This is a genomic window from Bacillus sp. AR4-2 (genome assembly GCF_008274865.1).
Lineage (GTDB): Bacteria > Bacillota > Bacilli > Bacillales > Bacillaceae_G > Bacillus_A > Bacillus_A cereus.
On sequence record NZ_CP031062.1, the window covers coordinates 2,984,533 to 3,010,994 of the forward strand.

A 26,462-nucleotide genomic window follows, 5' to 3' on the forward strand; every position below is an offset into this window, starting at 1 on the left:
TGACTTTAATATAGATCTTAATTTTTCAATTGTTACACTAAAATCATTATTATTTCTATTACACTGATACTTTTTGAGAATCATTTAACTTCTGCATAAAGATACGTGCTGCAAAACTTAAAAATTTATCATCAAAGTGAATAAGATTAATATCTTGACTTGGTGTTGGATCAGTAATACGAACTATGCTCAAAGTATCATTATTAACAAAGTTAACCAGTGAAAGAGGTATTATAGCAACCCCATGTCCATTGTATACAAGGCTCAATAGAGAAATAGAAGATTTTGTTTCTATATTTGCTTCAGATAAAGATAACCCTAAACTCTCACAATATATCTTAATAGATTCACGACAACTACATGAAACCATTACTCTACTGAGCCCTACTAATTCTCGAAAAGAAACAAATGATTTTTCATTCAAAGGATGATTTTTTGGAATGACAAGGACGAGCTCTTCACTATACAAAAGGGTGTTTGTTAATGTATCTGGAATTTGAGCACTACGTGTAATCCCGAAATCAATATTTTTGTCAACGATTTGATTTACAGCAACTTCGGATTCTATAATCTTTACTACAATGTTGGGATAATGTTGTTGAAACTTCATAATATAAGGTGTTAAATAAGTGAGATCCTCTAATAAACCTCCTATAGTAATCACACCTCTTTTTACACCCTTTAATTCAAAAATTTCATTATAAACGTCATCAAATTGTTGCATGATAAATTTTCCTTTATCAAATAGCAGCTTACCCGCTTCTGTCATTTTGATACCTCTTCCAACTCGATGAAACAAGGGTGTATCAAGTTCACCTTCTAAAACTCGTATTTGTTGACTTAAAGTCGGCTGTGAAATACCTAGAACTTCCGCAGCTTTAGTGAAACTATTATTATTACAAACTTGAATAAAATACTCTAAATGACGTAATTCCATTCTTGATACCCACTCTCCGCTTTATGAAAGATTTATAATTTAAAGGACGATATGTATACGTTAACATAACAACTTTATTTCATACTATACCAATTGAAATTACACGTTTTATTCATTTTGTATTATAATAAATTTACTACCATTTATTAATTTTTCCTCCTATTTATTTAATTTATATTTAATTAGGACATTACTAATTCGAGATATATTTCTAAAAATTTATAGTTCGAGTGCATAATACCCTAATTTTTTCAACTTTTCGATTATCATTTTTTTCTCAATATAGTCCAAACCACCAAATATTTGCCGAATCGCCTCTTTATGCTGAGGAAAAATAATATCCATCAATTCAATACCTTCTGAAGTAATTGACGCATACGTGACACGGCGGTCTTTAGGACATGGTTTTCGTATTAAGAACCGCTTCTTTTCCAACTTATCCACTACATACGTGATACTACTACTTGCAAGTAATATTTTGTCTCCAATTTTTTGTATAGGCTGATCGCCTTTACTATACAGTAGCTCAAGCACTGCAAATTCAGTTGGATTAAGTCCATAACTTTTTATATCCTCTTCAATACGCTTAGTAATTGACTGTACTGCCCTTGATAATATAACAAATAACTTTAAAGATAAGCTCTCATCGTTAATCACGCTCATAATTACCAATCCTTTACAAGTTATCTTGAATTCGAGATTCATTATATTATCGTCAAAATATTATGTCAATCATTCATTTTAGCTTTATCAATCCAATCATAATTTATTTCTCAACATATGACATATGGAATTAGAAGAAAACAATTGTTACTATATAAGTATCTCAATTACGTTATTTCTTTTAAAGAGAGCTTGTTTTTAATGGCAAGTTCTCTTTTGCCATATTCTAAATTGAATCCGGACAAATTTCAGAGTATATGATATAGTTTTTAAACAAAGATTAGAGCTCTCCTACAAGAAGGAGAGCTCTAATCTTTCATATAAATATTCACCATTTTTATCATTACGGGGACATCAAAACTTTAACTTGATGGGGATATGGTGCTATCTCGATTAATAAATATTACAAATCATATATCTATCATATTTTTTATAAACAGGATTAATTAGATTTAAAAAAAGATTTCTTTTTCTTTACTCGTAATAAGTCACCTGTCCATCCTTTGAATCGCATATACATATACATCCCCCCTGTTGTGAAAATAATAAATAAGAGAGCGATTAAATAGCTATATTTCCATTCTAGTTCAGGCATGTATTTAAAATTCATACCCCATAATGCTCCTAAGGCTGTCAAAGGCGTACTCACAGCAGTTAATACAGTAAGAGCTTTCATAATTTCATTCCCACGATGAGAAGAAACAACTTCTTGCAAATGAATCATCGTGTCTAATTCTTCTTGGTACTCTTTAACGAGTTGTAATCCACGCTCTAATTTTACGCTTGTTTGTTTATAACAAAGGGTGTTTGTTAGTTTTTCTAACCAAGCTTCTTTTAGGCCTTGTAACACTTCTTGTATTAAGCGAAACACGTGTGTGTTCATAAATAATTCATGACGAATATGATAAATCCTTTCTAAAACTGCTATGTTATTATGATGATAAAAATCCCATAATACATTTCTGAAATTGTTTTCAAAGTAGTCAACCTTTCGCAAATAATGAGATATAAACATTGATAAGATAGCACATAATCCTTCAGCGGAACTATTACAATTTTTTGTACCCATAGGGAAATTATGTATTAATTTTTTGAAATCCTCTTCCTCTTTTTCCTGAACTGTTATCAGTATTCCATGAGCTACGAAATAATGAAGAAATTTTTGAATTTTGGCGTCCTTTTTATCTTGATCATATAAAAACGAACCATATACACAAGTTTGACTTGGTGATAACGTATAAACATATAATCCATTTTCACAAGGAGAACTTATTTTCTTTACAAATTGAGAGAAATAAGATGTTACATCACGAGGGATTATAGAAGAAAGTTTTTCAAGCTCACTAGTTTTCACATGATACCAACTCCATTTCGTCATTTTTATGCATTCCATATTATTCTTCCTTTCTAAATTGTTTTATGTTTAATCGAATCATAACCGTAATATGACATTTGTATGTAGGTATTCATGTCTTGGAGGAAAAGTTTTTAGATCATCTAAATTACAAAATAAATGACATAGGAGGCCTTATTCTTTTAAAAGAAAGACCCCCTATATATTAGTTATTTTCATTCTCAATTTTAAACATTTCCTCTATACAAGCACTTTTTATCTTTTCTTATAAAGAATTTATTATATATGGAAAAGAAGCTACATAATTTGGCACGTCTATTCAACGAACTCCATTTCAGTCGTTATTATAATTTGGATTCATAGCAGATTGATTGGTGATGTCGTCAAATACTTGACTCCCAATAATATAGTATCCATGGAGTGCAGCCTCTTTCGAAGCGTCTACCATACGGAAAGAAGAAATTTCACTTTGCATTTTTTCAATTCGTTTTTTGTGGAGATCTACTATTCCTCCTGTCCAAATAATAGTGTTATACTGTTCTAACTTAAATTGTTCTTGTAATACACGCATGACGTCTTGGAAGTGTGCATCCAACTCTTTTTGAATCAAAGTATGAACCTGATTTGTCTCATGATTTTCTTCTCGACATTCATATCCTTTTTCTAATATGTTTGGCATGTCGTTAATATGCAATTGATTACTTTCACCCTCATGATTCTGCACGATATTCTTAATATTTTTCAAAGGCTTGCTACATCCTAGTTCCGCCTCATAATGATTTAAAATGACATTCTGTTTCATATCTGTCATTTCTACTGTACGAAATCCGCCATCAATAATTAAGATGCGATCTCGTTCCTGAATGATTCCCTCTTTTAAGAAATAGGCATGTAAAGCGACCGGTTGCTGAAGAATCAAAGCATTTTCCACCGTAATATGAATAAATTTCCCATCAATTTGTACGGAAGTTTCTTTTTTTAGTGCACGTTGTAATTGCTCATGCTGACTACCAAAACAAGTAACGGGGAGCCCGGTAACAACTAGAGGTAACACGACATTTTCTTTATAATCCTTTGCAATGCAACCAAATATTTGTTGTTTAAATCGTTCGCTTTCATAATAATTTTCTATTTCTTCGTCAAATGGAGGAAGAAACGAAGCGTCAGATTGATGTGCTTCATTTCCCATGTAGTATGCAAAATCTAAGTCTATAAAACTTACCTTTGTTAAATCTTCACTTTCAGCATGATTAGGTACAGGGGCTAGTGTGGAAGCTTCACTCTTGATTGTCATCTCAGAATCTACATCCTGTCGATATGCCCTTTTGGTAAAGCCAATTCCTACATCAATTGCATACAGAGATTTCATACTTTTTCCCTCACTTTCTATTTTTAGAATTAAATCTAGGCACTCTCTTCTTTCACATATTTCTTTTCATTTTTCGTTTTTTCCCCGTCTAAGTTCTTACTATTTTCATTTATTTCGTAATCCTTTTCACCTGTTTTCTTTTTATTATTTTCGTTTTCTGTTAAGTCTTTAATGGTAGAAATGACAACTGGTGTGGCTGTAAGCAGTTGTGGTAATGTTTGTTTTGCAACATTAGCTGCAGTTACAGAAAATTGTTTACTTGTCTCAGTTACCTTCTCCAATGTTTCCTTTATGTTTCCTTCTTGTAGTTTTTCTTTTACGCTTTTTCCTTTTGTTTGTATAGCTTTCCGATTTTCTTTTTTTAATAGGGAGACTATGACTCCGGTCGTAATTCCAATCACAGCATATTTAAATATTGTATGTTTCATTTTTCTCATCCTTTTCTATTTTTATTTTCTTCCATGCTACAAACTAAAATAATTCCCTTACCTATTTATCAGATGTTGCAATCTATTACAGAGAATGATAGTTTTGCGGCTGCCTAGCATTCGCCATTGGTACTTCAGCTGTTACTAGGAGTAAAATCTTCCCTTGATCTAGTTTTTCTTCATATAAGTTAGCTTCCTCCTTCGACAACCCCATTTCTTCCATTTGATTTCGAAGTTCGTCCCCTTTTTTGGAGAAAAAGTTGATAATACTTGTTCCCAATCCTTGTTCTTTTACTCCAATCGTATTTGTGTTTGTATCATCCGCAATCCTTTTTGTTATATGTTTTTCATGTGCTAAAACATAAATGTCATCGTGGCGAACCCCTTGCAATTCTAGCTCTTTTACTTTCATAATTACTTCCTGTTCATTTTGATATTCATAAACTACCGTTTTTCTTTCATTCGTATGCATCGTATCTTTCCTCCTTTAGATTTTTTATTTTTTATTTAGTTGTTATGTAATATGTAATACACCTATTTTAAAGATGTTAAACCTAAATTTTCAAAAAATTTCACACAATAGGTTATTCATGTTTTTAATATCAAAGAAATGTCACAAGAACTTTGCTTTGATAAAAGCGCTCCAAATAACGATTTGTTTGGAAGATAAGCCCATTGTTTTATAGAAATCATAGAAAAATAAAAAAGCACTCCTTTTTAAAGAGTGCTTTTAAAAAACATATAACCTAATCAAAATATTTCTATTTTGATTACGGAAAGAAAGTCTTTATTAAAACATATGGTTGCTAATTTAATTGCGATCTGTCTTGCACCCAAGCAGCAATATCATTTATAACATACTCAGGGATATTAGCAGGACTATAATATTCCTTTGGCTTACTTATTTCCCCTTCACCCTCTGTAAAGAAATGATTTAACTTTGGATATAGTCGATAATCTACGTTATCTCGTTCTTTTAATTGTTCTTTCCAAAGAGGAATTTCAATTTTTGATTGAACTTGATAGTCTCTTTCTCCTTGAATAATAAGAAGCGGTGTCTTTTGTTCTTTTGACATTTCTGCCGCTTTAATTTTCCGTATAGAATCCCAAAATACTGCTGATCCTAAGTAAAAATCTTTTGGGGGATTCTGACCAGAGAAATTAGGATCATTTAATAATTCAAATTGCGATTTGTAGAATTTATATTGATCCAGGTTCATTGCTCCAATAGAGAAAAGGTACTCAAATTGATCTAAAACAACGTCTTGGATCGTACGAGCTGGCCCTCCCATTACAATTGCTCCAGCAATATTTTTATTTTGGTCTTTTTCAATCATTTTCGGAAGCATCATTCCACCTTGACTATGACCCAAAATATAAATTTGATTTTTATTTATTAGAGGCTCATTTTTAAGAAATTGAGTTACAAGAAGAGCATCATCTGTTGTCTCTTTATCAACTGTATAAAAGGGACTGAATTGTGTTTTCAACCCATGTTCATAAGTTCTTTTATTATAGCGAAGGACAGCAATTCCCTTCGATGCAAGACCTTCAGCTAAATCGCGAAATGGTTTTAAAGCAAACGCTGTTTCATCCTGATCAGTTGCTCCTGATCCTTGAACAAGAATAACCGCTGGAAAAGGACCCTTTCCTTTTGGAACCGACAATGTTCCTGGTAATGGAAATGCACCACTTCCAACTACTACTTCTTTATCAACAAATGATTCAGGCTTACTATATGATGGACGCTCTGCAACAGGACTAAACGACATGCTGAGTTGAAAATCGTCTATTTTTCCAGATGGATCTAGTTTAATTAGTAAAGGTACAGTCATTTTTTCAAAAACTAATTGAATCTCCACATTTGTATGAACAGGATTTATCTCTTTTTGTGTAACCTCCCCAATTTCTATAAAAGAACCTGCTTGTAATTGCACTGGGAGTCCCTCCCAATAGTTCTTCAGCCATTCTTCGGATATTATTTTCTGTAATGACCTTGAGGTTAAATCAAATGCAGATTTATAATCTTCACTATTCATATGGCGAATAAATGAAAGAGTAGTAGATATAATAGGATTTTCATCATCACTATTGTCTACTTTTTTTATAGTTGTGTTTGCTTCCTTTAATTTCGAACTAAATTGGTAGTTAAACGGATAGTTATATGTATAAGGATATAAGCTTGTTTTCAATACTTCCGTATTCCGTCCCTCATACAAACTTGAAGAACTCGTAAAATTTTCAGGTGAAATTACTTCCTCCGCATATGAGACTGAGGGAATTGCTATTGTAAAAATTGCACTGACAAGTAATAACTTATTACTTATTCTTCTTTTCTTACCCATAATTATTGATTCTCCTTTCAAAATTAAAAATTTCTAATACAATATGCCAACTATAAGGAAAATAAAAATTATTAAAGAGATTAATAATCTATTTTACGATCCCCCCCTAACTAGTTAAAAATCTATCATTAACAAACTTCAATAAAAAATGCCTTCCCCCTCTTTTTTTATCATTGGATTTTTCAGTGACATAGAAGCACAGTGCCGTATTACATGTAACTGACCCATATGATTCTCTATTCCAAAAGAAAAAAGCAATCCACTAGATGCTTTCTTTAATTGTTCTCACTCTAATTTTTTTAGATAATTCTCTTATTACTGTAAGATACATTTATTCTAAATCCTAAAACTCACTTATTTCTTGATAGGTTCTTAAGAAATATCAAAAAATAAAGAAAACAAGTTATTTGGTTATTCATTCCGTAAGCTTAATGCTCAAGTTAGTTTTTTTCACACGGTTAAACTTTATTAAGAAAACCTTAAGAAATTTCCCTCTATATTCATAAGAATTTTTTTCTATACTGAATCCTGTAAATGAACAAGAGGAGAAACGACCATGAAAAAATTTGTACTTTGCATACTAGGAATAGGCCTTCCTATATACTTACTACCTTTCATATTACGCGGGGATTTAGACAGATTTAATCCGATTGCTGAAGAAAAAAATGTATACGCCGTTGCGAAGGGATATGGCATTCCAGATTATCATTATAAAGGCCGAGCTATGTACTCACTAAAGGGTGTTGATGAACTAAGCAATGAAAAAGAATATAAAGTTGGAACGAACACGCCTAATGATTTTATAAGAAAAACTTACTTAAAAATTCATATGAAAGGAAAATATGTGTATTCTTACGATATTATTTCTAAAGAGGATATTCCGGAGAAAATAAGGGGACAATTGGAGATAGCAAATAAATAAAAGAGCCAATTCATACGATTTGGCTCTTTATTCTCTCTCCCATCTACCGTTGGGAAAATTCTTTCGGTAGATTTATTAAATTCGTTATCATTGTTCCAATAACCATTCTTCAATTACTTTTACTGTTTCATCTCGTTGTGCTTTTGCCGTAATTAAACTCGCATTATCACCTTTTTGCTCACCATACATGCCAAAATGAGCATGGTTTCCCCCTTTTATCATGTGCATAGTAGTATTCTTTGACATGAACTTTTTATTGTTCTCTATTTTTTCTACAGTTGCTAAAGCATCTACTTCCCCGTAAATTGATAACATTGGAATCGATTTCGTAGAGAAGTCATCTGCAGGATACGAACCTAAGAAAATAATCCCGTCTACCTTTTCTTCATGTTGAAAGGCATACCTAGAAATCATAGCTCCGCCCATTGAATGCCCAGCAACATACCATTTTTGAACTTCAGGATACTGTTCAATTACACTATCTACCTCATTTATTCCAAATAACGCTAAGTTTAATGGTAACTTAGGCATTACTACAAAATGCCCATCTTTTGCAAGAGCTTCTCCTAAGTAACTATAAGCCTCGGCTTCTACTTTAGCTCCTTGATAAAAAATAACTCCTATTTTTGCATCTTTCTCTCCAAAAACTATATAATCTTCATCTTTTTTATCATCTACTAAAGACAAAGCCTCTTTCGTTGGTTTATAAGTAAACTGAGACCAAGTTAAAAAAGTAATACTTCCGACGATTAAAATAGCTAGTAAAGAGTACAGAACAATTTTTATCCATTTTTTCAAAAAGATGCCCCCCTAAGATGTATATATTCTATATTTCAGATTATCATTAATAAACATAAAAACTCGAGCATTTTTATTGTGCTCAAGTTTTTAGTTCCGTCTTTAATTTATACTATAAATTGTCCAAGATAAATATGTAGCAAATGCAGACCATAAAAAATATGGTATTAGCAACCATGCCGATACTTTAGATAAATTGGAAGAAAACATAATGAGAAGTAACGTAGTAATAGCGACTAGTAAACAATCTACTGTTGCTAAAAACAAATTCTTTTGGCTAAATTGAAAATAGCTGAACGCTTGATTGAATATATAATTTAAAAGGAATAAAAACCAAAATGTTTTTGGCTTGAATCCATAGTTGTTGTAAATAATTGCAACTGATAATGCGATAAGTCCAAATAATACAGCCCATATCATTCCGATTGTCATACCAGGAGGTGTCCAAGACGGCTTTTCTAACGCATCATACCAAGTACGATCAATAGGGAATAAAACACTAGAAACATAAAACAAACCATATGTTAGGAAAAATACTATAATACTAGATTTTTTCATAAACATTCTCCTTTTTACTAGAAGATTATAGAAACTTTATATGATTAGTATGTCCTTGTAATGGATAAAATTCTAATATTAAAATTCTAAATACATATTGTTTAACCTATTTCATACAAATTCTTTCATACTTTTATATGCACAAAGGGCTCTCTCTCGTGCTGCCTTATGATCAACAATCGGATAAGGATATGTATCACCAAGTTTTATATTGGATTTTTGTAAAATATGCTCAGGTGCTTCCCAAGGTTTATGTATATACTTATTCGGTATACCTCTTAATTCTGGTACCCATCTTCTTATATACTCTCCATTTTTATCAAACTTTTCTCCTTGTGTGATTGGGTTAAAAATACGAAAGTACGGTGATGCATCTGCTCCACTTCCAGCAACCCATTGCCATCCCATTGTATTATTTGCAATATCAGCATCTAGTAGTGTATCCATAAACCATTTTGCTCCTTCTTGCCACGGAATTAACAAATGCTTTACAAGAAAAGAGGCTACAGCCATTCTTGCCCGGTTATGCATAAAACCTGTTTGCCATAGTTCTCGCATTCCCGCATCAATAAACGGATAACCCGTTTTCCCCTTTTGCCATACTCTTAATAACTCCTCTTCCTTATTCCACGGAAAATGTTCAAAGCTCTTATTAAGAGGTTTATATACTGTAAATGGATAATGGTATAGTAAATAATAAGAAAACTCTCGCCAAATTAATTGACGTATAAAACTATTAACTTGTTTTTCAAAAAGACTACATTGTCTTTCGGTACTTTTATTTATTAAGTAATGAAACATTAGCTTTACTGATATTTGACCAAATGAAAGATACGGTGCCAACATCGAATGGACATTTTGACCTGGAAAATCTCTTCCTTCACTATAAGAGACTAATTTACTAGAGAAAAATTTCTTGAATGTTTTATATGCCCCTTCTTCTGTCGGATCCCATATTACTTCCATATGAGATGTCCACGGTATAGTCGGCAACAATTGTAATTCTGAAACAGATAAGCTTGCTGGTAAAGAGTTTCCCCACTTTATACTCTGCACTCTGCTAAAAGGTTTAGGTATTACCTGCTTTTGAAATGCATTGTAAAAAGGCGTAAACACCTTATATTCAGTGTTATCTTTCTTTTTAATAATCCACGGTTCTAATAATAAATGCGAATTAAATTCTTTACAGATAATACCTTTATCCTCTAACATCATTTTCATTTTTTGATTAGATTGTAATCTGTCCGGATCATAACAAATATTCCAATATACAGCCGTTATATCTAATTGCTCTATGAGAGAAAGTATTTCTTCCTCCGTACGTCCTTTACGAATTATTAAAGTAGAGCCCAATGCCTCAAGTTGCTTCTTTACATCTATTACAGCATGGTGCAACCACCACTTTGACGCACTTCCTATTGAAAAAGTTTCCTCTTGTATATATACAGGAAGAACCTCACCAGACTGAACAGCCTCAAATAGAGCTGGGTTATCATATAAACGAAAATCTTTTTGAAACATAACAATAATTTTATTTTGCATGGCTATCCTTTCCCATTCTTAAAGCAAAATTCATTCTTTATTAGAACAAATACTTCTGTTATTTTTAAATGATTATAAGAATCATTTTTTGTAATTGCAAACAAACTCTTCTATCTTTAATGGATTTTTCCAACTCTTAATAAAGATAAAAATATAATGCACTTTGTACTTATCTTAAACTCTTATAAAATAAAAAAGAAAATGGAGAGAAAGATGAAAAAACAATTTTATAAACAATCAAACTTAAATACATCTATAGATTCAACAATCCTATGGACTTTTCAAAACCAAAATGCCATAAATACACTTTTGAATGAAGGTAAGCTTATAACCGATCCTATTTTTGTTAGTAAAGAAGATTGCACAGCATATAAATACATTGTAAGACACATGAAACAGAAAGGTATTGACTTTATTATAGATTTCCCCATTTGGGCATGGCATTCATGCAATGGTTACCAAAAGAAGCCTACTTATGAGACTGCAAGAGAATTACTATCAGATATTCAATTAGAAAAAGAAATATACCTCATCGAATTCACATGTCCTAATTTTTTATTCATGTTAACAAACTATAGCGGATGGTGCGACATTTATTTTAAACTTACTGGCAATCCTAAAGCAAATGTAACAAATGATGAAGAAAAATACTTATTTAATCTTTACCCTACCATTGAGGAAGAATGGGAATATCATCATATCCAAGCAACTCTACCCTACCTAAAAAAAGAATGGATTATACAAATAACTGAACTTAGTAAAATGAATGGATTTAACAAATAATATTGTTTATGAATGCTTTATTTAAGCATTCATAAACATAACAAATAGTCACATGAAACTAATACATTTAAAATAGCGTTTTTTTATAATGGAACCCTAAATAAGCTCCTTACTACTATGATTTTGTATACATGCAGTTTACTCATTTAGTTTTGGTCTAGTTTGTAAATATAAATTCAAATCTGGACTTGAACCGTTAATAATTATATCTCGAACAATTTTAGAAAGTACCATACTATAAACTAATCCATTATCTCCATACGCATAGATAAAGTGACAATTTGGAAACTCTTCATACATTCCAATTATAGGTAAACCATCATGAGTACCACCATAAAAAGCACTTAAATAAAATTCAGGTCAACTGTTATATTGGGAAAGAGCTTATTAAATTCATTCACTAATTTCTCTTTTTTATGGATTAATTTTGAATCTCTTTCTTGAGCAATGTTTGTATCTTCATCTAATCCACCTATAATAATCCTATTATCTGCAGTAGTTCTCATATAAATATATGGTCTCGCAGTTTCCCAAATGAGAGTGCGTTTATACCAAGAAGATAAATCTTCCACAGGATTAGTAACAATTGCATATGAGCTAATCAGTGTAGCGTTCTTTTCCTTTTTAAATTCCAATCCTTCATATCCTGCAGCCACAATTACTTTATTGGCAGTAATAGAATTGCCCTCCTTTGTATAAAAGATAGCACATTCTTTCTCTAACTTTTTGCCAACAATCTCTGTATCTTCATAAATGTGAACTCCTTTATTAGAGGCTTGTTCTAATAAACTATGTGTAAATTTATAAGGATTTATTTCACCATCATTATACGTATAAATAGCTGCACGTTTTTTAAATGGATATCTCTGTCCAATTTGTTGTTCTGATAACCAAGCCGCTTTAAAATCATGCTTATGTAAATAATACAGTTCCTTTTCTAATTTCTTTATATCCTCTTCATAACTTGCATAATATAAGCTGTCACGTCGTTTAAAGTCAGAGCAATAAGGCAAGTTTTGATCAGCATATTCAATATCATTAATAGCTTGTTCACATAATTTCATATGCTTAACTGCATACTCTTCCCCAAATGTATTTACAAGTTCAAAAAACATCTTATCACCTAAATATTGAATAAGTGCTGTATTTGTAAGGTTACTTCCATGTCCTACCTTTCTTTTATCAACGATAACAATATTTAAATCTGATTCACTCAAATAGTATGCTGATTGAGCACCCGAACTTCCTGCTCCTATTATTAGTACGTCACATTTTATATCTTCGTCCAAACGAGGATAAGAAGGTGTATTAGAAAAAGTCGTGTTCCAATATAATTTCCCTTTCTGTAAATCCATTTTAATTGCACCGTCCTAAATAAAATAGTTATATCCCCATCGGTATCTCCAAATCATTCTTACTATATACTTCTTATCAAAATTATCTTGCTATCATGAATAAAGGTTTTCATAAACCTAAAAGCCTTGTCTTAAAAATTTTTTTCGAAAAAACGTCAAATAATTTTTTATTTTTATTATAAAAAGAGCAAAAGATCTCCATTTATAGAAGATTTCTTTTACTCTTTTTAAAGGAAACAACTCCAAATATTTAACATATTATAGTATCTACCAAATAAAAGTTGCTTATCTATCGATAACTTACACATAAGAATGCATTTGTTTCACTACTTTATTAACAGAAACTTTAACAACCGTTTCTTTTTCCCCTGTTCTATCAATCTTGAAACCATAAACTTTAACATCAGACGATACTAGTGGATGATGACAAATCATATCTATACTCTTCTCAATATTTTCACTAACATTTTCTTTTCCACTTAGCCATTCATCAAGGCTACCACTTGAAAATTCAGGCATGCAATTTTCAAAGAGATAGTCTAGTTCCCTGTTATTTTTTATGGAATCACGTTGAATTTGTAGATTAACTACATCCGTTTCTTTATCCTCTATTCCTACAACAAAAATTTCTTCAACATTTTCTTGATAAATAGCAATAATAATAGATCTCATTATATCTCCATAAGGATGTACAATTACAGAATCGTAGCTGTGTATAGTCAACATGTTTTCTTGTTGAATGTTAGTTACTTGCTGGATAATAGGCTCTATTCCGTGCTTAATGTCTGTTAACAATAAAACTTTTTTATTCTTTGAATTCATATGGAGCACTCCTTCTTCATTATTGTATTTATGAAACTTTTAAGCTAGTAACATTAGTTGATAATTCATTACATGATTGTTACCAGTTTTTCCAGCGTCCCTCTGGATCAACACTTGCAAGTCTAACCCATCCATTTTGAACTTTTTCTCGAAATGTGAAATCATTATTTAGCAAACGTTCTATATATTGAATAGGCGCTTGAATTACAATTAGTAAACGAAGTGGTGAATGATACGTCTCACTATCTGACTGCATAACGGATTGCCAAGGTAAGCCTGGCAACAAATCACTTGCATTTCCCTGCATAACACCTAGACCCGCCGTTACGGTTTGGGTTGTTTTGTTTCCACTACCATAATAATGAGGAGCTACAGTTGAAGCGTAATATTGTAGATTTATCCACTGAGCTACTGTTCCTGGTCCTGCAATAATGTTAGCTAATATATCGCCACTTTCATCCTGTTTCCAATCATAATTATGGAGGAAAGCCCTACCTTCTAAGTCACAATTCTGAGTTAATTCTCGTTGCCCGATAATAAAAGATGCATTACGAGCTAATCCCCATTCTGGACGTATTTCACTCCAATCTTCTGCAAATCGATGTGCCTCTTTACTCGCATTTTTTATTTTCGTTTTAAAATTTGGTAATTGCGTTAAACGCTCTCTATTTGCATGTTGACTCACATTTGGCATAATCGACTCGATACAATCAAATGCTTCTTGCGCAGTTTCCGAAAGTTCTGGGACGTAAATCCATTCCAATTCATCCACTGTTGTTTTATGTTCAGCTGCTGCAAAAATGGTATCCTCAGGAATTTTAATACCTTCAGCAAACAACGCTTCTCTCACTTCTGGAAGATTACATAAAGTAGCAAAAACTCTTGCATTGAATCCCCCTGCTGCTCCGCCACAAGCACCACACTCAAGTGCTGCAGCATAAGGATTGTTCGTACTTTGACTACTATGTCCGCACATTACAACTAAAGGAGCAAATTTTTCTGTCAGTCCCACCATTTTTAAAGCTTGACGCACATAGTTCACTTTTTCTTCTTTCGTAAAACCGATAGGTATCTCACCCTTTGTGTCATGAACATGATTAAGCGAGAATGTTGTATCAGGTTTTTGTAACATAGTTTTACGAAGGTTACGAATGAAACTACCAACTCCTCTTGGGACAAAACTTCTTGTCACCATCTGTAGACCAAGTAAAGGACCACTTAACTCAGGTAGCGCCATACTTGTCATTACGTTCTGTTTCATCGTTTTAAATGTATAACGTACCGAACTGCCTACCCTCTTACGCTGCTCATAAGATTTAAGTTCATTTTCATTTGTGAGCTCTTTTATTTGATGTTTCGGTTTGAGTATAACTGGCAAAGAAGGGTGGTTGTTATTACTACCTAGTTCACTAGTTGCAATTGGTAACCCAAAGAAACCAGCTATTCCAAATGTTTCAAACGGACCTAATTTTTCAAGGTGGCGACGAAACGGTTCTGAACGTACATCAATACAGAATGCTAATTGAGCTAATACACGCTTTTTATCATTGGTTGCACGTTGTGTAGAAGCAATCTTCTCCCTTAATTGCTCTGCATGCGTTTGTTCCCAAGCTTCCAGCCAAAGTTTCCTGCGAATATTTTCATCAAAACGATAAGCGAATGCTAATAATTCACTTTGTTCAGCAGCAGGCATTTGTAACCATTCCCGTGTTGAAATATTCCCCCAATAGATCCAAGAAGCTATAAGTGGGACGATCGAAACTTTTTTCTCAACCTTTTGATTTTTTAAAGGTAAATAAGGTTTTACAATAGCCAGCTCCATAGAAATTCGAACTGCTAAATATTCTATGAGAAGTTCCTGTTCCTGAATTGATTGTTGTGAGCGCCATCGTATCATTCCTGCCCACCCAGGCAAAGAAAGTAAGTGCCCTTCAAGGTAAGATTGTATGTTAGATTCAGAAATTCCTAGTTCACATAATGCTCTCGCTAAAGCTACTTCGGCATCTTGTGGCCAATCTTTTAAAACTTTACGCTCATTTTTACTGAGCGCTGGATCAAATGTAATAAGGTGTTGCCATGCACGATAAAAACCTTTCTCTCGATTTGGCATCGTCCAATTTGATCCGGATTCATCAAGATATAATTTACACCATTTAATGATATGATAATTAAGAACATCAGATAGGTTTTCACTATTTTGACTCTCTATAAGCGAACTTATTGGCTGCATAACAGAGGCTTGCATACTTGCTGTATTTATATAATTCATTTCTTCTGCCAATTTATTTACTTCTGGCGATGATAATAGACTAGAAGGTAATTTTTCTAACTTTAAAGCCGCTTGGCAAAATCGCTCTGCTTTCTCTCGCGGAATATGAAAAGATTGTGAATCCAGCCAACGAGACAAACTCATTTGTAAAAATGATTCCTCAATCTCACCTTTCGCTTTTGCCGAATGAATCATGGAGGCACTAGGATAAATATCCACATTACGAGCTTCTTTTAACCAATTTGCGACTTGTTCAAATGATTGCTTTTCAAGTCCCATCCAAGGGTGGTGAGCTGCAAACGTAGAGATAGGCCAAAGTGGCGCAATAACTCGGCTAGCAGATGCAACTAAATCATTTATATTATTTTCTTGCATATCAATGTTTGTATCTTTCTTTAATATTGACGATATGCTCATCACGAATTACCTCCCTTTGATACATAATGTTTCAGATAGCTTGGGTGACTTTCTACTGACTTTCGTCTCGCCTCACCTATTCGAACTAACCAAAGATAAAGTACAGCGAATAAAGTAGAAGATTGATGACGAGTAACGAAAGTACTAATAACACTACTAAATAGTAAAATACATATAACAAAGATAACGGCTGGAGCTGAAGGTTGAACACTTTGATAAATATCAGTATGCAACCATTTATAAAGAGAATTATGAACGGTAAAGTAAATGAGAGAAAATCCAATCAAAACAATTACGCCAGCAATTCGTCCCATTCTTCCCTCTCCAAAAACAACAAGCTGTTTCCATGAAAAGTATAGTGACCAGCCTAAGATTAACGCACTAACTAGTTGATACCCCTCTCCAGAAGTCATAAACCAGAAAGTAATTGCTATAAATAATCCTAAAACACGCCCAACTATCATCCATAAATTAGACATCTTTTCATTAGACTGATTCACTACCCCAAAACGTTGCACGGAAGAACCAGCTTGTAAAAATAGTGTAGCTTTAAACAAACCATGTAAAATTAAATGAATAATAGCTGCTAAATAGGCGCCTAATGCACATTGAATAAGCATAAATCCCATTTGTGCAATAGTTGAACCTACTAGCTGACGTTTATAATCAACTTGAACTAAACTAATTCCTGTTCCGATTAAGACAGAAATACTAGAGAAAATTAGTAAAATGATTTGTGCAATATCATCATGAAAAAGTGGCGAAAATCTAGTTAATATGATACCTCCAGCATTTACTAAACCCGCATGCATAATAGCAGAAACAGGAGTTGGAGCAACAGCTGATTCAATTAACCATCTGTGAAAAGGCCATTGTGCTGCTGGAATCATCACAGCTACTATAATCAATAAGTTAATTCCTGTTTTCTCCAATGTTCCAAATTGAGCTACATTTTCATTCGTTAAAACTGATGTTAACTGCCACTGTCCTGTTACTTGAAAAAGCCAAATGATAGCTGATAGTAAGGCAATCCAACTTATTGTAAATAGGTAGCCAGAGATTTTAGTTGCTTCACTAACTACTTTCCACCCTTTATTTAGCCCTATAAGTAGAACCAATCCTATAAGCGTTGCTCCCCAACAAATGAGCATTAAGCGAAGATCATCACTTAACCATACAACCGAAGATACACCTGTAGTACATGTAAAAAGTGCAAAGTATTTTCGATATGAGTGATCCCCCATTAAATAACGTACAGAGAAACGCTGAATGATTAAACCAATTGTAAGAACAAAGAAAGCCATTAACCAAGCTAAAGTATCTAGATGCCAAGGCCCCACAACTCTATCTCCATTGTTATTAACAAGTGCGAGTAAAGAAACCAATGAAGGTAAAGCAGCAATACCAATATGGATATGAACAAAACGTAAAGGTATCCTTGCATTTAAAAACAATAATCCACTTAGCCAAGAAGCACTAAGCGCCATAAAAAATAAAGTTAACAGTGTTGATGAACTCAGCGAAATTAACATGTTAAATACTCCCTTCTAAGCGAAAATAGCCTATAAAAATTCCTTTTCATTACGATAGTTTTTTTAATTTCAATTTTCATTCACTCTTTTAGTACATCGTTTTTTCCCATAAAAAAAACCGACAACTTCCATAATTCAATGATTTTATATCATCATTGAATTATGGAGATTGTCGGTTTCACTTCAACTAACTTCAATAAAGTTTTTTGAAGAGCTCCCATTTTATAGAGGATAGTAATGTATGTATTACTCCTATTAAAAATAACAGTATATCTCTGATCTCCTAGATTATGCAATCAATATATCAATTTATGTTATGCGCTATCTTTCAATTAAGAAACTTTTTCATTTAGTCAATATTACATATTAAAAAAATGCTAAAGCCTTAATTATAGCAAACAGTTAAAATAAGCATCTATTAATTTTTTAAAACAATTATAAGATAAACCATATTAAGCAGTTTGTCAATTTATTTATCAATTTTTTGAGCGTTATTCCAATTAAAATTCAGTACACGTAAATAATTTCAAATTTTTAATTATTATCATGTTAATAAATATAAATAAAGTGCAAAACTTTTAGGTTTCTTAATTATCTCCCACTAACCCTACGATGGTTTTAATTTTTAAAACTTTTCCTCAAGATTATGAAACAATTTAAAAATCATTACTCGCTCACCTGTACGCGAACTTATATCCGTATGAAAACTTTTCACTTTTTCTCCAGTTAATTCTAGTATGATCTCTTTCAAATCGTCAATTCCAGATTCAACTAGCTCCGAACGATTTTTCTTTATCGTTAGCATACCGTCTTTTGTTTCGCAAACCGTATATTCAGCTGGCGTTAAAATACCTTGTAAATTTACGATAATCATATCCCGTAATATATCTGTCTTAACGGATATAGACCCGCGTCCTAGGTAGTCCTTTTCCCAGTGAGTAATTGCTTTGCTTATCTCTGATTCAATAGAGCCTTTTGAGTTTTTCATCTTTGTATCCTCCTTCAATAAAATGTAATTACATTTATAATTACAATAACAATATAATAATCTGGATTGATTTTATTTTCAATTATTGAGAAGAATTTATAGGAATCGTTGTCATGTATCCTTTAGTATTAAGATGAATTTTTTATATTGTAATATACGTTTTTTTGATTATTCCCCGACAAAATACTCTTACTATAAAGACTCTGTTGCATAGATTTCAAAAAAGGACATTCCGGAGAAAATAAGAAAACTCTTGTAACGTAATACATAAACGAAAGAGCCGATTTCTTTATAAAATAAGAAATCGACTTTTGGCTTAGTTATTGATTTAGTAATGGAAAACACCTTTTTAAAATAATTATGTTTATACTATAGACGTTGATCTTTCTGGAAGTTTAGTTGAAAATGATCCGCTTCATTGTATACCCCGAATTCATATCCTTTTTCCTTATAAAATTTAATAATTTCCGGAAGCGCTTGTAATGTCTGTAGTTTTTCATGCATTAGAACTACTTCCACATCTTCTGTTGTTGTACGCTTTACATTTTCTATAATTTGCTGTGGGTTACCTTTTAATTTCCAATCATTTGAATCTATCGTCCAATCCCAAACTTTTATTCCTGCTTCTACAATTTTGTTACGAATGTCCTGCCCCTTTAATACTGGTGCAGATCCATATGGGGGACGGACTAGTTTAGGAGTTGTACCTGTAATATTATGAATAAGAGCTAACGTTTCTTTCATCTCCGTTACAAATTGTCCTTTTTTGTATAGCTTATCACTATTATGTGTCATACTATGTGCACCAATATAATGTCCTTCTTTTACTGTTCGTTTTACATTTTCCTGAAAACCTGTATTCTGTAAATTGCTACCTTGCATAAAAAATGTCGAAGCAACATGTTGCTCTTTTAGTACATCTAAAAATTTCCCAGTTAATTCACTAGGACCGTCATCAAATGTTAAATAAACAACCTTTCCTACTGGTTTTCCATCAGGTTTTTTCTGTTTTGCCGGTGGTGTTTCTTTTTTCTTTTCTTGTTGTTGTGTATTAACTGGGTTACTACTTTCATTCGCTACCCCTTTCGCTGGGATAGCGTTCCATTTTCCTATTAAAAAGAACGTGAATAAGGTCGTTGCTAAAACAACTCCTAGAGATAGTATTGCCTTCGTTACTACACTTGTTTTTTTCTTATTTTGTGATTCTTTCATTATGTTTCGATCCTTTCCCTACTCATTTTCATCTTCATTATTTATGCAGCTAAACATTAACTTCAGCTGATATTTACAATAAATAGATTAATAGAGGAAGGTGAAGATAAAATGCAGATAATGTCGAAATTAGTTAAAGAATAGCGTATTGCATCTACTCTTTAGAAGAATATTTATTTTTCTAACATAGTTAAATTTGAAAACTGGATATACATCCAAAATAAAAAATACTACTCTTTCTAAACAATATTTTCATATCAAGATAACAGCATACTGATATAAAGATAAAATACAAAGATAGCCGTACTATTGAAATTCTATTATAATTTTGTAATTGGAATTTATTTGAACCAAATGAAGAACTAGAAGAAATATTATTATGTGGAGGTGCCCCGATGAACCTTGTAATTAGAGAGTTAGAAACAAATGATTTAGATAATCTCCCGGAGATTGATGACAGTTTTATAGTGAATGCTCGGTTAATTCTTTCTCTTTCCAAAGGAAATAGACGTATAAAATATACAGTAGAAGACGTTCCGAGTTATGAAAAAAGTTATTTACAAAATCAAGATGATAATGAAGAACTGGCTTACAATGAATATATAAATAAACCTAATCAAGTCATTTACATAGCTCTGTTACATAACCAAATCATTGGATTAATGGTATTAAAAAAGAATTGGAACCACTATGCTTACATAGAAGATATAACGGTAGATAAAAAATATCGTACACTCGGAGTTGGTAAAAGATTAGTTCATCAAGCAAAGCAGTGGGCAAAAAAAGGCAATATGCCAGGTATCATGCTTGAAACGCAAAATAATAATGTCGCAGCATGTAAGTTCTATGAAAAATGCGGATTTGTAATTGGTGGGTTTGATTTTCTTGTTTATAAAGGTTTGGATATTGAAAATGATGAAGTTGCAATTTATTGGTATTTGCATTTCAAATGAAACTGTTTTTAACATGAAACAAAGTCAAAATAAAAACCCCAATCTCTCTATATTAAAATTGAGAAACTGGGGTTAAGTTACTTAACAATATTTTTCATTTAAAACAAGTAACTAATTAATAATCCTGCTGACAACAAGAAGCCGAAAATCGTATTTGTCATCGCTGTTGATTTCATTGCGATGCGCATATATCCAGGATCCTTTGCCCCTTTTTGGAAACTTTGAATCGCAGAAATTGGCTTTCTCAAACCTAGGAACATAACTAATGCCCAAGGGCTTATATAACCCATTAATACAATTACGGCAATCCATAAATACGCAATGAAAAAGGCTATCGCTAGTGTTACCACAGCTTTTTCTCTCCCAAGGAGGATTACTAATGTCTTTCTTCCACCTTTAATATCTTCTTCGATATCTCGGATGTTATTCGACATATTGATTGCACCTACTAAAATTCCAATTGGAATGGAAATTAATACACTTTCAATCGTTACAGTATTCGTTTGAATAAAGAAAGCAATGAGCACAAAACATGTTCCCATTAACAATCCAGAAACTAATTCTCCAAACGGGGTGTACGCAATTGGTAATGGACCGCCTGTATATAAATAGCCAACCGCCATTCCAATTAAACCGATGACGACTAACCACCAGCTGCTATTCATACAAATATAAACTCCAATAATTGCTGCTACGACATATAATAAAAGCGCAACTGTTAACACATTTTTTGGCTTCAATCCATGACGGACAATTCCGCCACCGATGCCAACGGATTCAGCAGTGTCTAATCCACGTTTAAAATCATAGTACTCATTAAATAAGTTCGTTGCTATTTGCAATGCTAAACATGCAGCCATCATCGCAATAAATAACAGCCAATCAATTTTGGCAACATAAAGTGATGCCACTGTTCCTAAAATTACAGGAGAAAACGTCGCCGTTAACGTATGCGGGCGCGTCATCTTCCATATTAATTTAGCGGAACTAATTTCTTTTTCTGTCCCCATAACTCTGTTCAATCTCCCTACATTTTAAGTATAAATTACTAGCAGTATCTTTCTATCTATTTCCTGCCACGCATCCATTCATTATATCAATAAATGATTGTCCTTTCTAACAAATCAACTTTTAATAAGATGAAAAATTATAAAATGAAACTTTACCATCTTCACATAATATTCTGTATTATTCCTAAGAGTGGTTTTAAAGCGATGCGATAAGTAAATGAAATACATAATAAAAAAGAGCCAATCTCCAACACAATAGAAGATTGACTCTTTCCTTTATTTATTCCCCTGTTTCAGAAAATCGCTTTATACGTTCACCAATTTCATCGCGAACACGTTGAAATTCAGACCATTCTTTTCCTGCTGGATCATCAAATCCCCAGTGAACACGATTCACATGCGGCGGAGTAGATGGGCATACAGCATCCGCATGACTACAAAGCGTAACGACTAAATCAGCACTATTTAAAATGTTTGCATCAATTATATCTGATGTTTGATTTGTTATGTCGATATTTACTTCGTTCATTGCTTTAATTGCGTTTGGATTTACTCCTTAATACACAAGCAGTTATGCATAAAAACTTGCATATTTTAGGCTATTTAATTGTATTCCTTATTTTATTAAATTTACCCGTTAGTTCCATTCAAAAGGCCTCAGCCGATGATTAACTCAAGTACCGGTTTCGGATGACTCCCATGTGATGAAGTTCGTGTCCTGCGATGCCGTACGCGAGGGCGCGCGCCGTAATGCTTAGGTTGTTGGCTGTGCCCTTACGGGTCCACGCCTCCGCCGGTAGTCCGCGCAGCAATGTGATCGTTGATTGCCGTACGGCCCGGTAGTCTTCGGCCAATTGCGCGGTTGTCCAACTTCCGAAAGGAGGTATGAACAATTCCTGATCGAAACCGGTCAGAGGCGTCCGGTCCCCTCTTGCAAACCGGAGCAGGCGGTAGGTCATGACGCGTTCCGCGTCTGCAATGTGGCCCACGACTTCTTTCAGCGTCCATTTTCCTTCCTCATACCGATATGCGGCCTGGCTTTCGGTCAACGATGCCAGGAGCTCGGTCATTCGCTTTTCCTGAGCGAGCAGAATGTCGATGATGTTACCGTCCGGCACCAAACGGATATATTCGCCGGAGCTCCCGGCGTATTCTTCTTCTGACGGTCTTTGATTCATGCGTAGTCACCTCTTTATGTATATATAGAAAATTATAGCACTCGTCTATGTCTAATTAATTCGCGAAATGATAGAACTTCCCTTCTAATAATTGAAGATAAGCAACTATTTAGTCGGTCGCCACACTATCCTGATTCGTTAGCACAATAAGCAATGCTAATCAATGATGCATAAAAATTATCTGTTATATAATATTTCGAAGTTATTAATATATATTGAGTTATTCCGAAACATACATAAATACATTTTGTCGAAATTATTAAAAAAGGAGAATTTCGCTAACTGAAGAATTAATAATTGTGTTACCAATATGTAAAAATCTCAATTTAAAACTAAAGGAGAACAAAATGGGACAAATAATTGTATCGATGTACCTCTCACTAGATGGTGTCATGGAGGAACCAGCTTGGACTGCTCCATATTTCAATGAAGAAGTAGCAAAGTTTCAATCCGATTTACTGTTTGAAAGTGAAGCTCTTCTACTAGGGCGAGTAACCTATCAAGGTTTTGCAGCTGCCTGGCCTTCTATGACTGATGAAGAAGGTTTTGCTGATAAGATGAACAGCATGCCTAAATTTGTTGCTTCAACAACTTTGGAAGAAACCGAATGGAATGCAAACCTTATCAAGGGGAATATTGTAGAAGAAATATCGAAACTGAAGGAACAGCCCGGTCAGAACCTTTTAATTTATGGTAGTGGTGAGCTTATACAGACATTGATGCAACACGACCTCATTGATGAATATCATTTTATGGTCAATCCTGTTATCGTGGGAAGCGGAAAGCATCTCTTTAAAACCGGAAACGATACAAAGGCTTTAAAACTGATCGAAACAAGAACGACCAGTTCAGGTGTCGTTATTCTTTCCTATCAGCCGGAGAAAAAAGAATAATTATTGATAAATTATATAAACAAAAAAACTCATCAGAATAAATCCTGCTGAGTTTTTTTATAAGATAATACATATATTAATTTATAAAAATCAGGGTATTATATTAACCAAAATCAAACAATATATCAATCCTTTTAAAGGGTAAAATAGGGAAAAAGGAGATTCTAAATAATGCCTTTAGAAAACTCTATTTATTACATGGGAGTTGCTATTATTTTAGTAATCATCGGTGCAGTGTTCGGGGGAATTATACGTATAATTCGGCATACTAACAATCGCAAAAAGCAAGATTCAGTTGAACAAAAATTAGATACGGTTATTCAACTATTAGAAGAACAAAACAAAGATTGACTCTTTCGGATCAGGAAAAGTTAAAAATAACTTCCAATAACGAGAATAATGTAAATAAGCTGTCCATGTGGACAGCTTATTGTTTTGCTTAGCGTGCAAAATTCGCTTCTCGTTGGCGGTACCCCATGCCCATCAACTTAAGGGATTTATTAAACAAAAACGTAAGCTTTCTGGTTTCGGTTTAAATAGAAACCTGTCAATAAGATCAGGATTGCATTGGAAATGTATCTCTGTTGTTTTTTGTTATATATTTGGACCAGTATACAGTTATGCCAAATCCAATAGTAAGAATTAATCCTGCAAAGATATATGGTAGATTAACATTTACATTAAGTAAAATGCCTCCCGTTGCTGGCCCAATTATATTCCCGAGACTTGTATAAGTAGAATTCATCCCTCCGATAAATCCTTGATTTTCTCCAGCTATTTTAGAAAGTAATGTTGTAATTGCTGGTCGAAGTAAATCAAATGCCAAAAAGATGATAAACGTTAAAATCGCGACCATCCAATAATTACCGACAAATGTAGATACAACTATAATTATAGCGGCTATGAATAAGCTATATTTAATGATTCCTTTCTCACCAAATTTTTTTACTAATTTTTCAAAGAACATGATTTGTGCTATTACTCCTAATATGGCGCTTACTGAAATAATTATTGATATATCTTTAGGTGTAAAACCAAACTTTTTATCAACAACAAAGCTAAACATATGTTCATAAGCTGATAAACCACATCCTAAAATAAAAACAAGTAATAGTGGGATAAAATATAAAGGGTGAAAAGATTGTTTCATTTCTTTTAAAAAACTAACTTGTATTTTGTTATCTTGCATTTTAATTCGTTGTTCTTTAGATACAGGTTCTTTCAAAATGAATACTGAAAAACACGCAGCGATACCAGAAATTACTGCTGCAAAAAAGAACGGTGCACGTATGCCAAAATCAGATATAAAACCACCAATACCAGGTCCAATAATGAATCCTGTACTAATAGCTGCCGATAAATACCCTAATGCTTTTGCTCTGTTTTCTAATGATGTTGTATCAGCTATAAAAGCAGTGACTGCCGGCATCATACATGCAGCACTAACGCCTCCTAGTGCTCTAGAAAGAAATAATACCCATATTTGATTTCCAACTCCAAATAAAAATTCAGAAAAGGAAAATAGAATTAACCCTGCTATAATCATTTTTTTTCGACCAAATATATCTACCCATATTCCGGAAATAGGAGATGTTAATAGTTGAAAAAATGCAAACATAGCAATTAAATATCCCATAGTGTCAGTGCCTAAATGTAATGCCCTCATATAAGATGGCATTACAGGAACTACAAGACCAATTCCTAAAAATACAATAAATACATTAAATAATGCTAAAACTAAAGCCAAATTTCTCCTATTGTATATACCCATATGACTTTCCTCACCTTATGATTAATTATATATAGACATAAAAAAAGCTTTTTTATGTAATTGTCTTTAGCATAAACCTTAAAGTAACTTTAAGGTCAATACAAAAATTAAAAACGTAAAAATATCTATAAGGCGTACCACCAGATCAGGTTGCCCCAAAACGATAAAATGAACTTCATTGCTATAAAAGACTCAAATTTTTCGTTTTAGAGCATTATAAAATTTTAACTTGATGGTGATGGGGTACCGCCACATGTCCATCAAGTTAAGAACTTTCTTTAACCCCAAGTTTAAAAATACGCCATCCTTTTCTCTGATTCTACAGAAAGAATAGCGTATTTTTTTATTTTAGGGAGTATTTTG

General features: G+C 33.0%; 23 protein-coding genes and 2 pseudogenes. 5 read left to right on the forward strand and 20 right to left on the reverse strand.

Annotated features, from left to right (window positions below; all coding sequences use genetic code 11):
• Positions 1 to 58 precede the first annotated feature (58 nt).
• The 7 genes from DN399_RS15420 to DN399_RS15450 form a co-directional block, all read right to left on the reverse strand.
• Positions 59 to 937, reverse strand: coding sequence for a LysR family transcriptional regulator (locus tag DN399_RS15420; protein WP_000423188.1), 879 nt, complete (start codon positions 935 to 937; stop codon positions 59 to 61).
• Between the two features lie 219 nt (positions 938 to 1,156).
• Positions 1,157 to 1,600 carry a MarR family winged helix-turn-helix transcriptional regulator gene (locus tag DN399_RS15425; protein WP_000111426.1) on the reverse strand — a complete coding sequence of 148 codons (444 nt, stop codon included), beginning with the start codon at positions 1,598 to 1,600 and terminating at the stop codon, positions 1,157 to 1,159.
• Between the two features lie 442 nt (positions 1,601 to 2,042).
• Positions 2,043 to 2,993 carry a magnesium transporter CorA family protein gene (locus tag DN399_RS15430; RefSeq protein ID WP_000388933.1) on the reverse strand — a complete coding sequence of 317 codons (951 nt, stop codon included), beginning with the start codon at positions 2,991 to 2,993 and terminating at the stop codon, positions 2,043 to 2,045.
• Positions 2,994 to 3,288: 295 nt separating this feature from the next.
• On the reverse strand, positions 3,289 to 4,323 hold the full coding sequence (locus DN399_RS15435) for a ParM/StbA family protein (protein WP_149149767.1): 1,035 nt from the start codon (positions 4,321 to 4,323) through the stop codon (positions 3,289 to 3,291).
• 35 nt (positions 4,324 to 4,358) lie between these two features.
• Positions 4,359 to 4,751: a peptidase U61 gene (locus DN399_RS15440; protein WP_149149768.1), complete on the reverse strand. Its 393-nt coding sequence runs from the start codon at positions 4,749 to 4,751 to the stop codon at positions 4,359 to 4,361.
• A gap of 85 nt (positions 4,752 to 4,836) precedes the next feature.
• Positions 4,837 to 5,223: a YflT domain-containing protein gene (locus DN399_RS15445; RefSeq protein ID WP_149149769.1), complete on the reverse strand. Its 387-nt coding sequence runs from the start codon at positions 5,221 to 5,223 to the stop codon at positions 4,837 to 4,839.
• Between the two features lie 334 nt (positions 5,224 to 5,557).
• On the reverse strand, positions 5,558 to 7,096 hold the full coding sequence (locus DN399_RS15450; protein ID WP_149149770.1) for an alpha/beta hydrolase: 1,539 nt from the start codon (positions 7,094 to 7,096) through the stop codon (positions 5,558 to 5,560).
• A 556-nt stretch (positions 7,097 to 7,652) separates the two neighbouring features.
• Here DN399_RS15450 and DN399_RS15455 point away from each other — a divergent pair.
• Positions 7,653 to 8,018, forward strand: a complete 366-nt coding sequence (locus DN399_RS15455; protein WP_149149771.1) for a YxeA family protein — start codon at positions 7,653 to 7,655, stop codon at positions 8,016 to 8,018.
• An 87-nt stretch (positions 8,019 to 8,105) separates the two neighbouring features.
• On the opposite strand, the gene DN399_RS15460 is transcribed toward DN399_RS15455, so the two are convergent.
• The 3 genes from DN399_RS15460 to DN399_RS15470 form a co-directional block, all read right to left on the reverse strand.
• A complete protein-coding gene (locus tag DN399_RS15460) occupies positions 8,106 to 8,816 on the reverse strand; it encodes an alpha/beta hydrolase (RefSeq protein WP_149149772.1) in 711 nt (236 codons plus the stop codon).
• Positions 8,817 to 8,918: 102 nt separating this feature from the next.
• Positions 8,919 to 9,374, reverse strand: a complete 456-nt coding sequence (locus DN399_RS15465; RefSeq protein ID WP_000749726.1) for a TspO/MBR family protein — start codon at positions 9,372 to 9,374, stop codon at positions 8,919 to 8,921.
• A gap of 111 nt (positions 9,375 to 9,485) precedes the next feature.
• Entirely contained in the window at positions 9,486 to 10,916 is a 1,431-nt protein-coding gene (locus DN399_RS15470) for a cryptochrome/photolyase family protein (RefSeq protein ID WP_149149773.1), read from the reverse strand.
• A gap of 213 nt (positions 10,917 to 11,129) precedes the next feature.
• Between DN399_RS15470 and DN399_RS15475 the strand changes: the two genes are divergently transcribed.
• Positions 11,130 to 11,699 carry a DUF3841 domain-containing protein gene (locus DN399_RS15475; protein ID WP_149149774.1) on the forward strand — a complete coding sequence of 190 codons (570 nt, stop codon included), beginning with the start codon at positions 11,130 to 11,132 and terminating at the stop codon, positions 11,697 to 11,699.
• A gap of 138 nt (positions 11,700 to 11,837) precedes the next feature.
• Here the strand turns inward: DN399_RS15475 and DN399_RS15480 are convergent.
• From DN399_RS15480 to DN399_RS15505, 6 genes and pseudogenes are all read right to left on the reverse strand, one after another.
• Positions 11,838 to 13,054 (reverse strand): annotated as a pseudogene (locus tag DN399_RS15480) (NAD(P)/FAD-dependent oxidoreductase).
• Between the two features lie 300 nt (positions 13,055 to 13,354).
• A complete protein-coding gene (locus DN399_RS15485) occupies positions 13,355 to 13,876 on the reverse strand; it encodes a carbonic anhydrase (protein WP_149149775.1) in 522 nt (173 codons plus the stop codon).
• Positions 13,877 to 13,955: 79 nt separating this feature from the next.
• Positions 13,956 to 16,562, reverse strand: coding sequence for a DUF2309 domain-containing protein (locus DN399_RS15490; RefSeq protein WP_149149776.1), 2,607 nt, complete (start codon positions 16,560 to 16,562; stop codon positions 13,956 to 13,958).
• The gene (locus DN399_RS15495) at positions 16,562 to 18,094 is read right to left on the reverse strand and encodes an NADH dehydrogenase subunit 5 (RefSeq protein WP_149149777.1); all 1,533 of its coding nucleotides are present in this window, start codon (positions 18,092 to 18,094) and stop codon (positions 16,562 to 16,564) included. Before DN399_RS15495 ends, DN399_RS15490 begins: the two co-directional genes overlap by 1 nt.
• A gap of 625 nt (positions 18,095 to 18,719) precedes the next feature.
• The gene (locus tag DN399_RS15500) at positions 18,720 to 19,082 is read right to left on the reverse strand and encodes a Na-translocating system protein MpsC family protein (RefSeq protein WP_000798158.1); all 363 of its coding nucleotides are present in this window, start codon (positions 19,080 to 19,082) and stop codon (positions 18,720 to 18,722) included.
• Between the two features lie 369 nt (positions 19,083 to 19,451).
• Complete coding sequence (locus tag DN399_RS15505) at positions 19,452 to 20,294, reverse strand: polysaccharide deacetylase family protein (RefSeq protein ID WP_149149778.1); 843 nt, start codon at positions 20,292 to 20,294, stop codon at positions 19,452 to 19,454.
• Between the two features lie 395 nt (positions 20,295 to 20,689).
• Here DN399_RS15505 and satA point away from each other — a divergent pair, with 395 nt between their 5' ends.
• Positions 20,690 to 21,247, forward strand: coding sequence for a streptothricin N-acetyltransferase SatA (gene satA, locus DN399_RS15515; protein WP_049108407.1), 558 nt, complete (start codon positions 20,690 to 20,692; stop codon positions 21,245 to 21,247).
• A gap of 98 nt (positions 21,248 to 21,345) precedes the next feature.
• Here the strand turns inward: satA and menA are convergent, their stop codons facing one another.
• The 3 genes and pseudogenes from menA to DN399_RS15530 all read right to left on the reverse strand — a co-directional run bounded on the left by menA (position 21,346) and on the right by DN399_RS15530 (position 23,435).
• The gene (gene menA / locus DN399_RS15520) at positions 21,346 to 22,257 is read right to left on the reverse strand and encodes a 1,4-dihydroxy-2-naphthoate polyprenyltransferase (protein WP_006918166.1); all 912 of its coding nucleotides are present in this window, start codon (positions 22,255 to 22,257) and stop codon (positions 21,346 to 21,348) included.
• A 280-nt stretch (positions 22,258 to 22,537) separates the two neighbouring features.
• A pseudogene (locus DN399_RS15525) lies at positions 22,538 to 22,813 on the reverse strand (arsenate reductase/protein-tyrosine-phosphatase family protein); the annotation flags it as partial.
• A gap of 112 nt (positions 22,814 to 22,925) precedes the next feature.
• On the reverse strand, positions 22,926 to 23,435 hold the full coding sequence (locus tag DN399_RS15530) for a DinB family protein (RefSeq protein WP_006918170.1): 510 nt from the start codon (positions 23,433 to 23,435) through the stop codon (positions 22,926 to 22,928).
• A gap of 347 nt (positions 23,436 to 23,782) precedes the next feature.
• Here DN399_RS15530 and DN399_RS15535 point away from each other — a divergent pair, with 347 nt between their 5' ends.
• A complete protein-coding gene (locus DN399_RS15535) occupies positions 23,783 to 24,328 on the forward strand; it encodes a dihydrofolate reductase family protein (RefSeq protein ID WP_000529754.1) in 546 nt (181 codons plus the stop codon).
• Between the two features lie 171 nt (positions 24,329 to 24,499).
• Positions 24,500 to 24,679 carry a DUF4083 family protein gene (locus tag DN399_RS15540; RefSeq protein WP_001127750.1) on the forward strand — a complete coding sequence of 60 codons (180 nt, stop codon included), beginning with the start codon at positions 24,500 to 24,502 and terminating at the stop codon, positions 24,677 to 24,679.
• A gap of 205 nt (positions 24,680 to 24,884) precedes the next feature.
• On the opposite strand, the gene DN399_RS15545 is transcribed toward DN399_RS15540, so the two are convergent.
• On the reverse strand, positions 24,885 to 26,099 hold the full coding sequence (locus tag DN399_RS15545) for an MFS transporter (RefSeq protein WP_149149779.1): 1,215 nt from the start codon (positions 26,097 to 26,099) through the stop codon (positions 24,885 to 24,887).
• Positions 26,100 to 26,462: the final 363 nt, after the last annotated feature.

Bases quoted from the DNA above. Each gene is read 5' to 3' on its own strand.
- DN399_RS15420 (WP_000423188.1), bottom strand. From the start codon at position 937: ATGGAATTACGTCATTTAGAGTATTTTATTCAAGTTTGTAATAATAAT.
- DN399_RS15425 (WP_000111426.1), bottom strand. From the start codon at position 1,600: ATGAGCGTGATTAACGATGAGAGCTTATCTTTAAAGTTATTTGTTATA.
- DN399_RS15430 (WP_000388933.1), bottom strand. From the start codon at position 2,993: ATGGAATGCATAAAAATGACGAAATGGAGTTGGTATCATGTGAAAACT.
- DN399_RS15435 (WP_149149767.1), bottom strand. From the start codon at position 4,323: ATGAAATCTCTGTATGCAATTGATGTAGGAATTGGCTTTACCAAAAGG.
- DN399_RS15440 (WP_149149768.1), bottom strand. From the start codon at position 4,751: ATGAAACATACAATATTTAAATATGCTGTGATTGGAATTACGACCGGA.
- DN399_RS15445 (WP_149149769.1), bottom strand. From the start codon at position 5,223: ATGCATACGAATGAAAGAAAAACGGTAGTTTATGAATATCAAAATGAA.
- DN399_RS15450 (WP_149149770.1), bottom strand. From the start codon at position 7,096: ATGGGTAAGAAAAGAAGAATAAGTAATAAGTTATTACTTGTCAGTGCA.
- DN399_RS15455 (WP_149149771.1), top strand. From the start codon at position 7,653: ATGAAAAAATTTGTACTTTGCATACTAGGAATAGGCCTTCCTATATAC.
- DN399_RS15465 (WP_000749726.1), bottom strand. From the start codon at position 9,374: ATGAAAAAATCTAGTATTATAGTATTTTTCCTAACATATGGTTTGTTT.
- DN399_RS15470 (WP_149149773.1), bottom strand. From the start codon at position 10,916: ATGCAAAATAAAATTATTGTTATGTTTCAAAAAGATTTTCGTTTATAT.
- DN399_RS15475 (WP_149149774.1), top strand. From the start codon at position 11,130: ATGAAAAAACAATTTTATAAACAATCAAACTTAAATACATCTATAGAT.
- DN399_RS15485 (WP_149149775.1), bottom strand. From the start codon at position 13,876: ATGAATTCAAAGAATAAAAAAGTTTTATTGTTAACAGACATTAAGCAC.
- DN399_RS15490 (WP_149149776.1), bottom strand. From the start codon at position 16,562: ATGAGCATATCGTCAATATTAAAGAAAGATACAAACATTGATATGCAA.
- DN399_RS15495 (WP_149149777.1), bottom strand. From the start codon at position 18,094: ATGTTAATTTCGCTGAGTTCATCAACACTGTTAACTTTATTTTTTATG.
- DN399_RS15500 (WP_000798158.1), bottom strand. From the start codon at position 19,082: ATGAAAAACTCAAAAGGCTCTATTGAATCAGAGATAAGCAAAGCAATT.
- DN399_RS15505 (WP_149149778.1), bottom strand. From the start codon at position 20,294: ATGAAAGAATCACAAAATAAGAAAAAAACAAGTGTAGTAACGAAGGCA.
- satA (WP_049108407.1), top strand. From the start codon at position 20,690: ATGAACCTTGTAATTAGAGAGTTAGAAACAAATGATTTAGATAATCTC.
- menA (WP_006918166.1), bottom strand. From the start codon at position 22,257: ATGGGGACAGAAAAAGAAATTAGTTCCGCTAAATTAATATGGAAGATG.
- DN399_RS15530 (WP_006918170.1), bottom strand. From the start codon at position 23,435: ATGAATCAAAGACCGTCAGAAGAAGAATACGCCGGGAGCTCCGGCGAA.
- DN399_RS15535 (WP_000529754.1), top strand. From the start codon at position 23,783: ATGGGACAAATAATTGTATCGATGTACCTCTCACTAGATGGTGTCATG.
- DN399_RS15540 (WP_001127750.1), top strand. From the start codon at position 24,500: ATGCCTTTAGAAAACTCTATTTATTACATGGGAGTTGCTATTATTTTA.
- DN399_RS15545 (WP_149149779.1), bottom strand. From the start codon at position 26,099: ATGGGTATATACAATAGGAGAAATTTGGCTTTAGTTTTAGCATTATTT.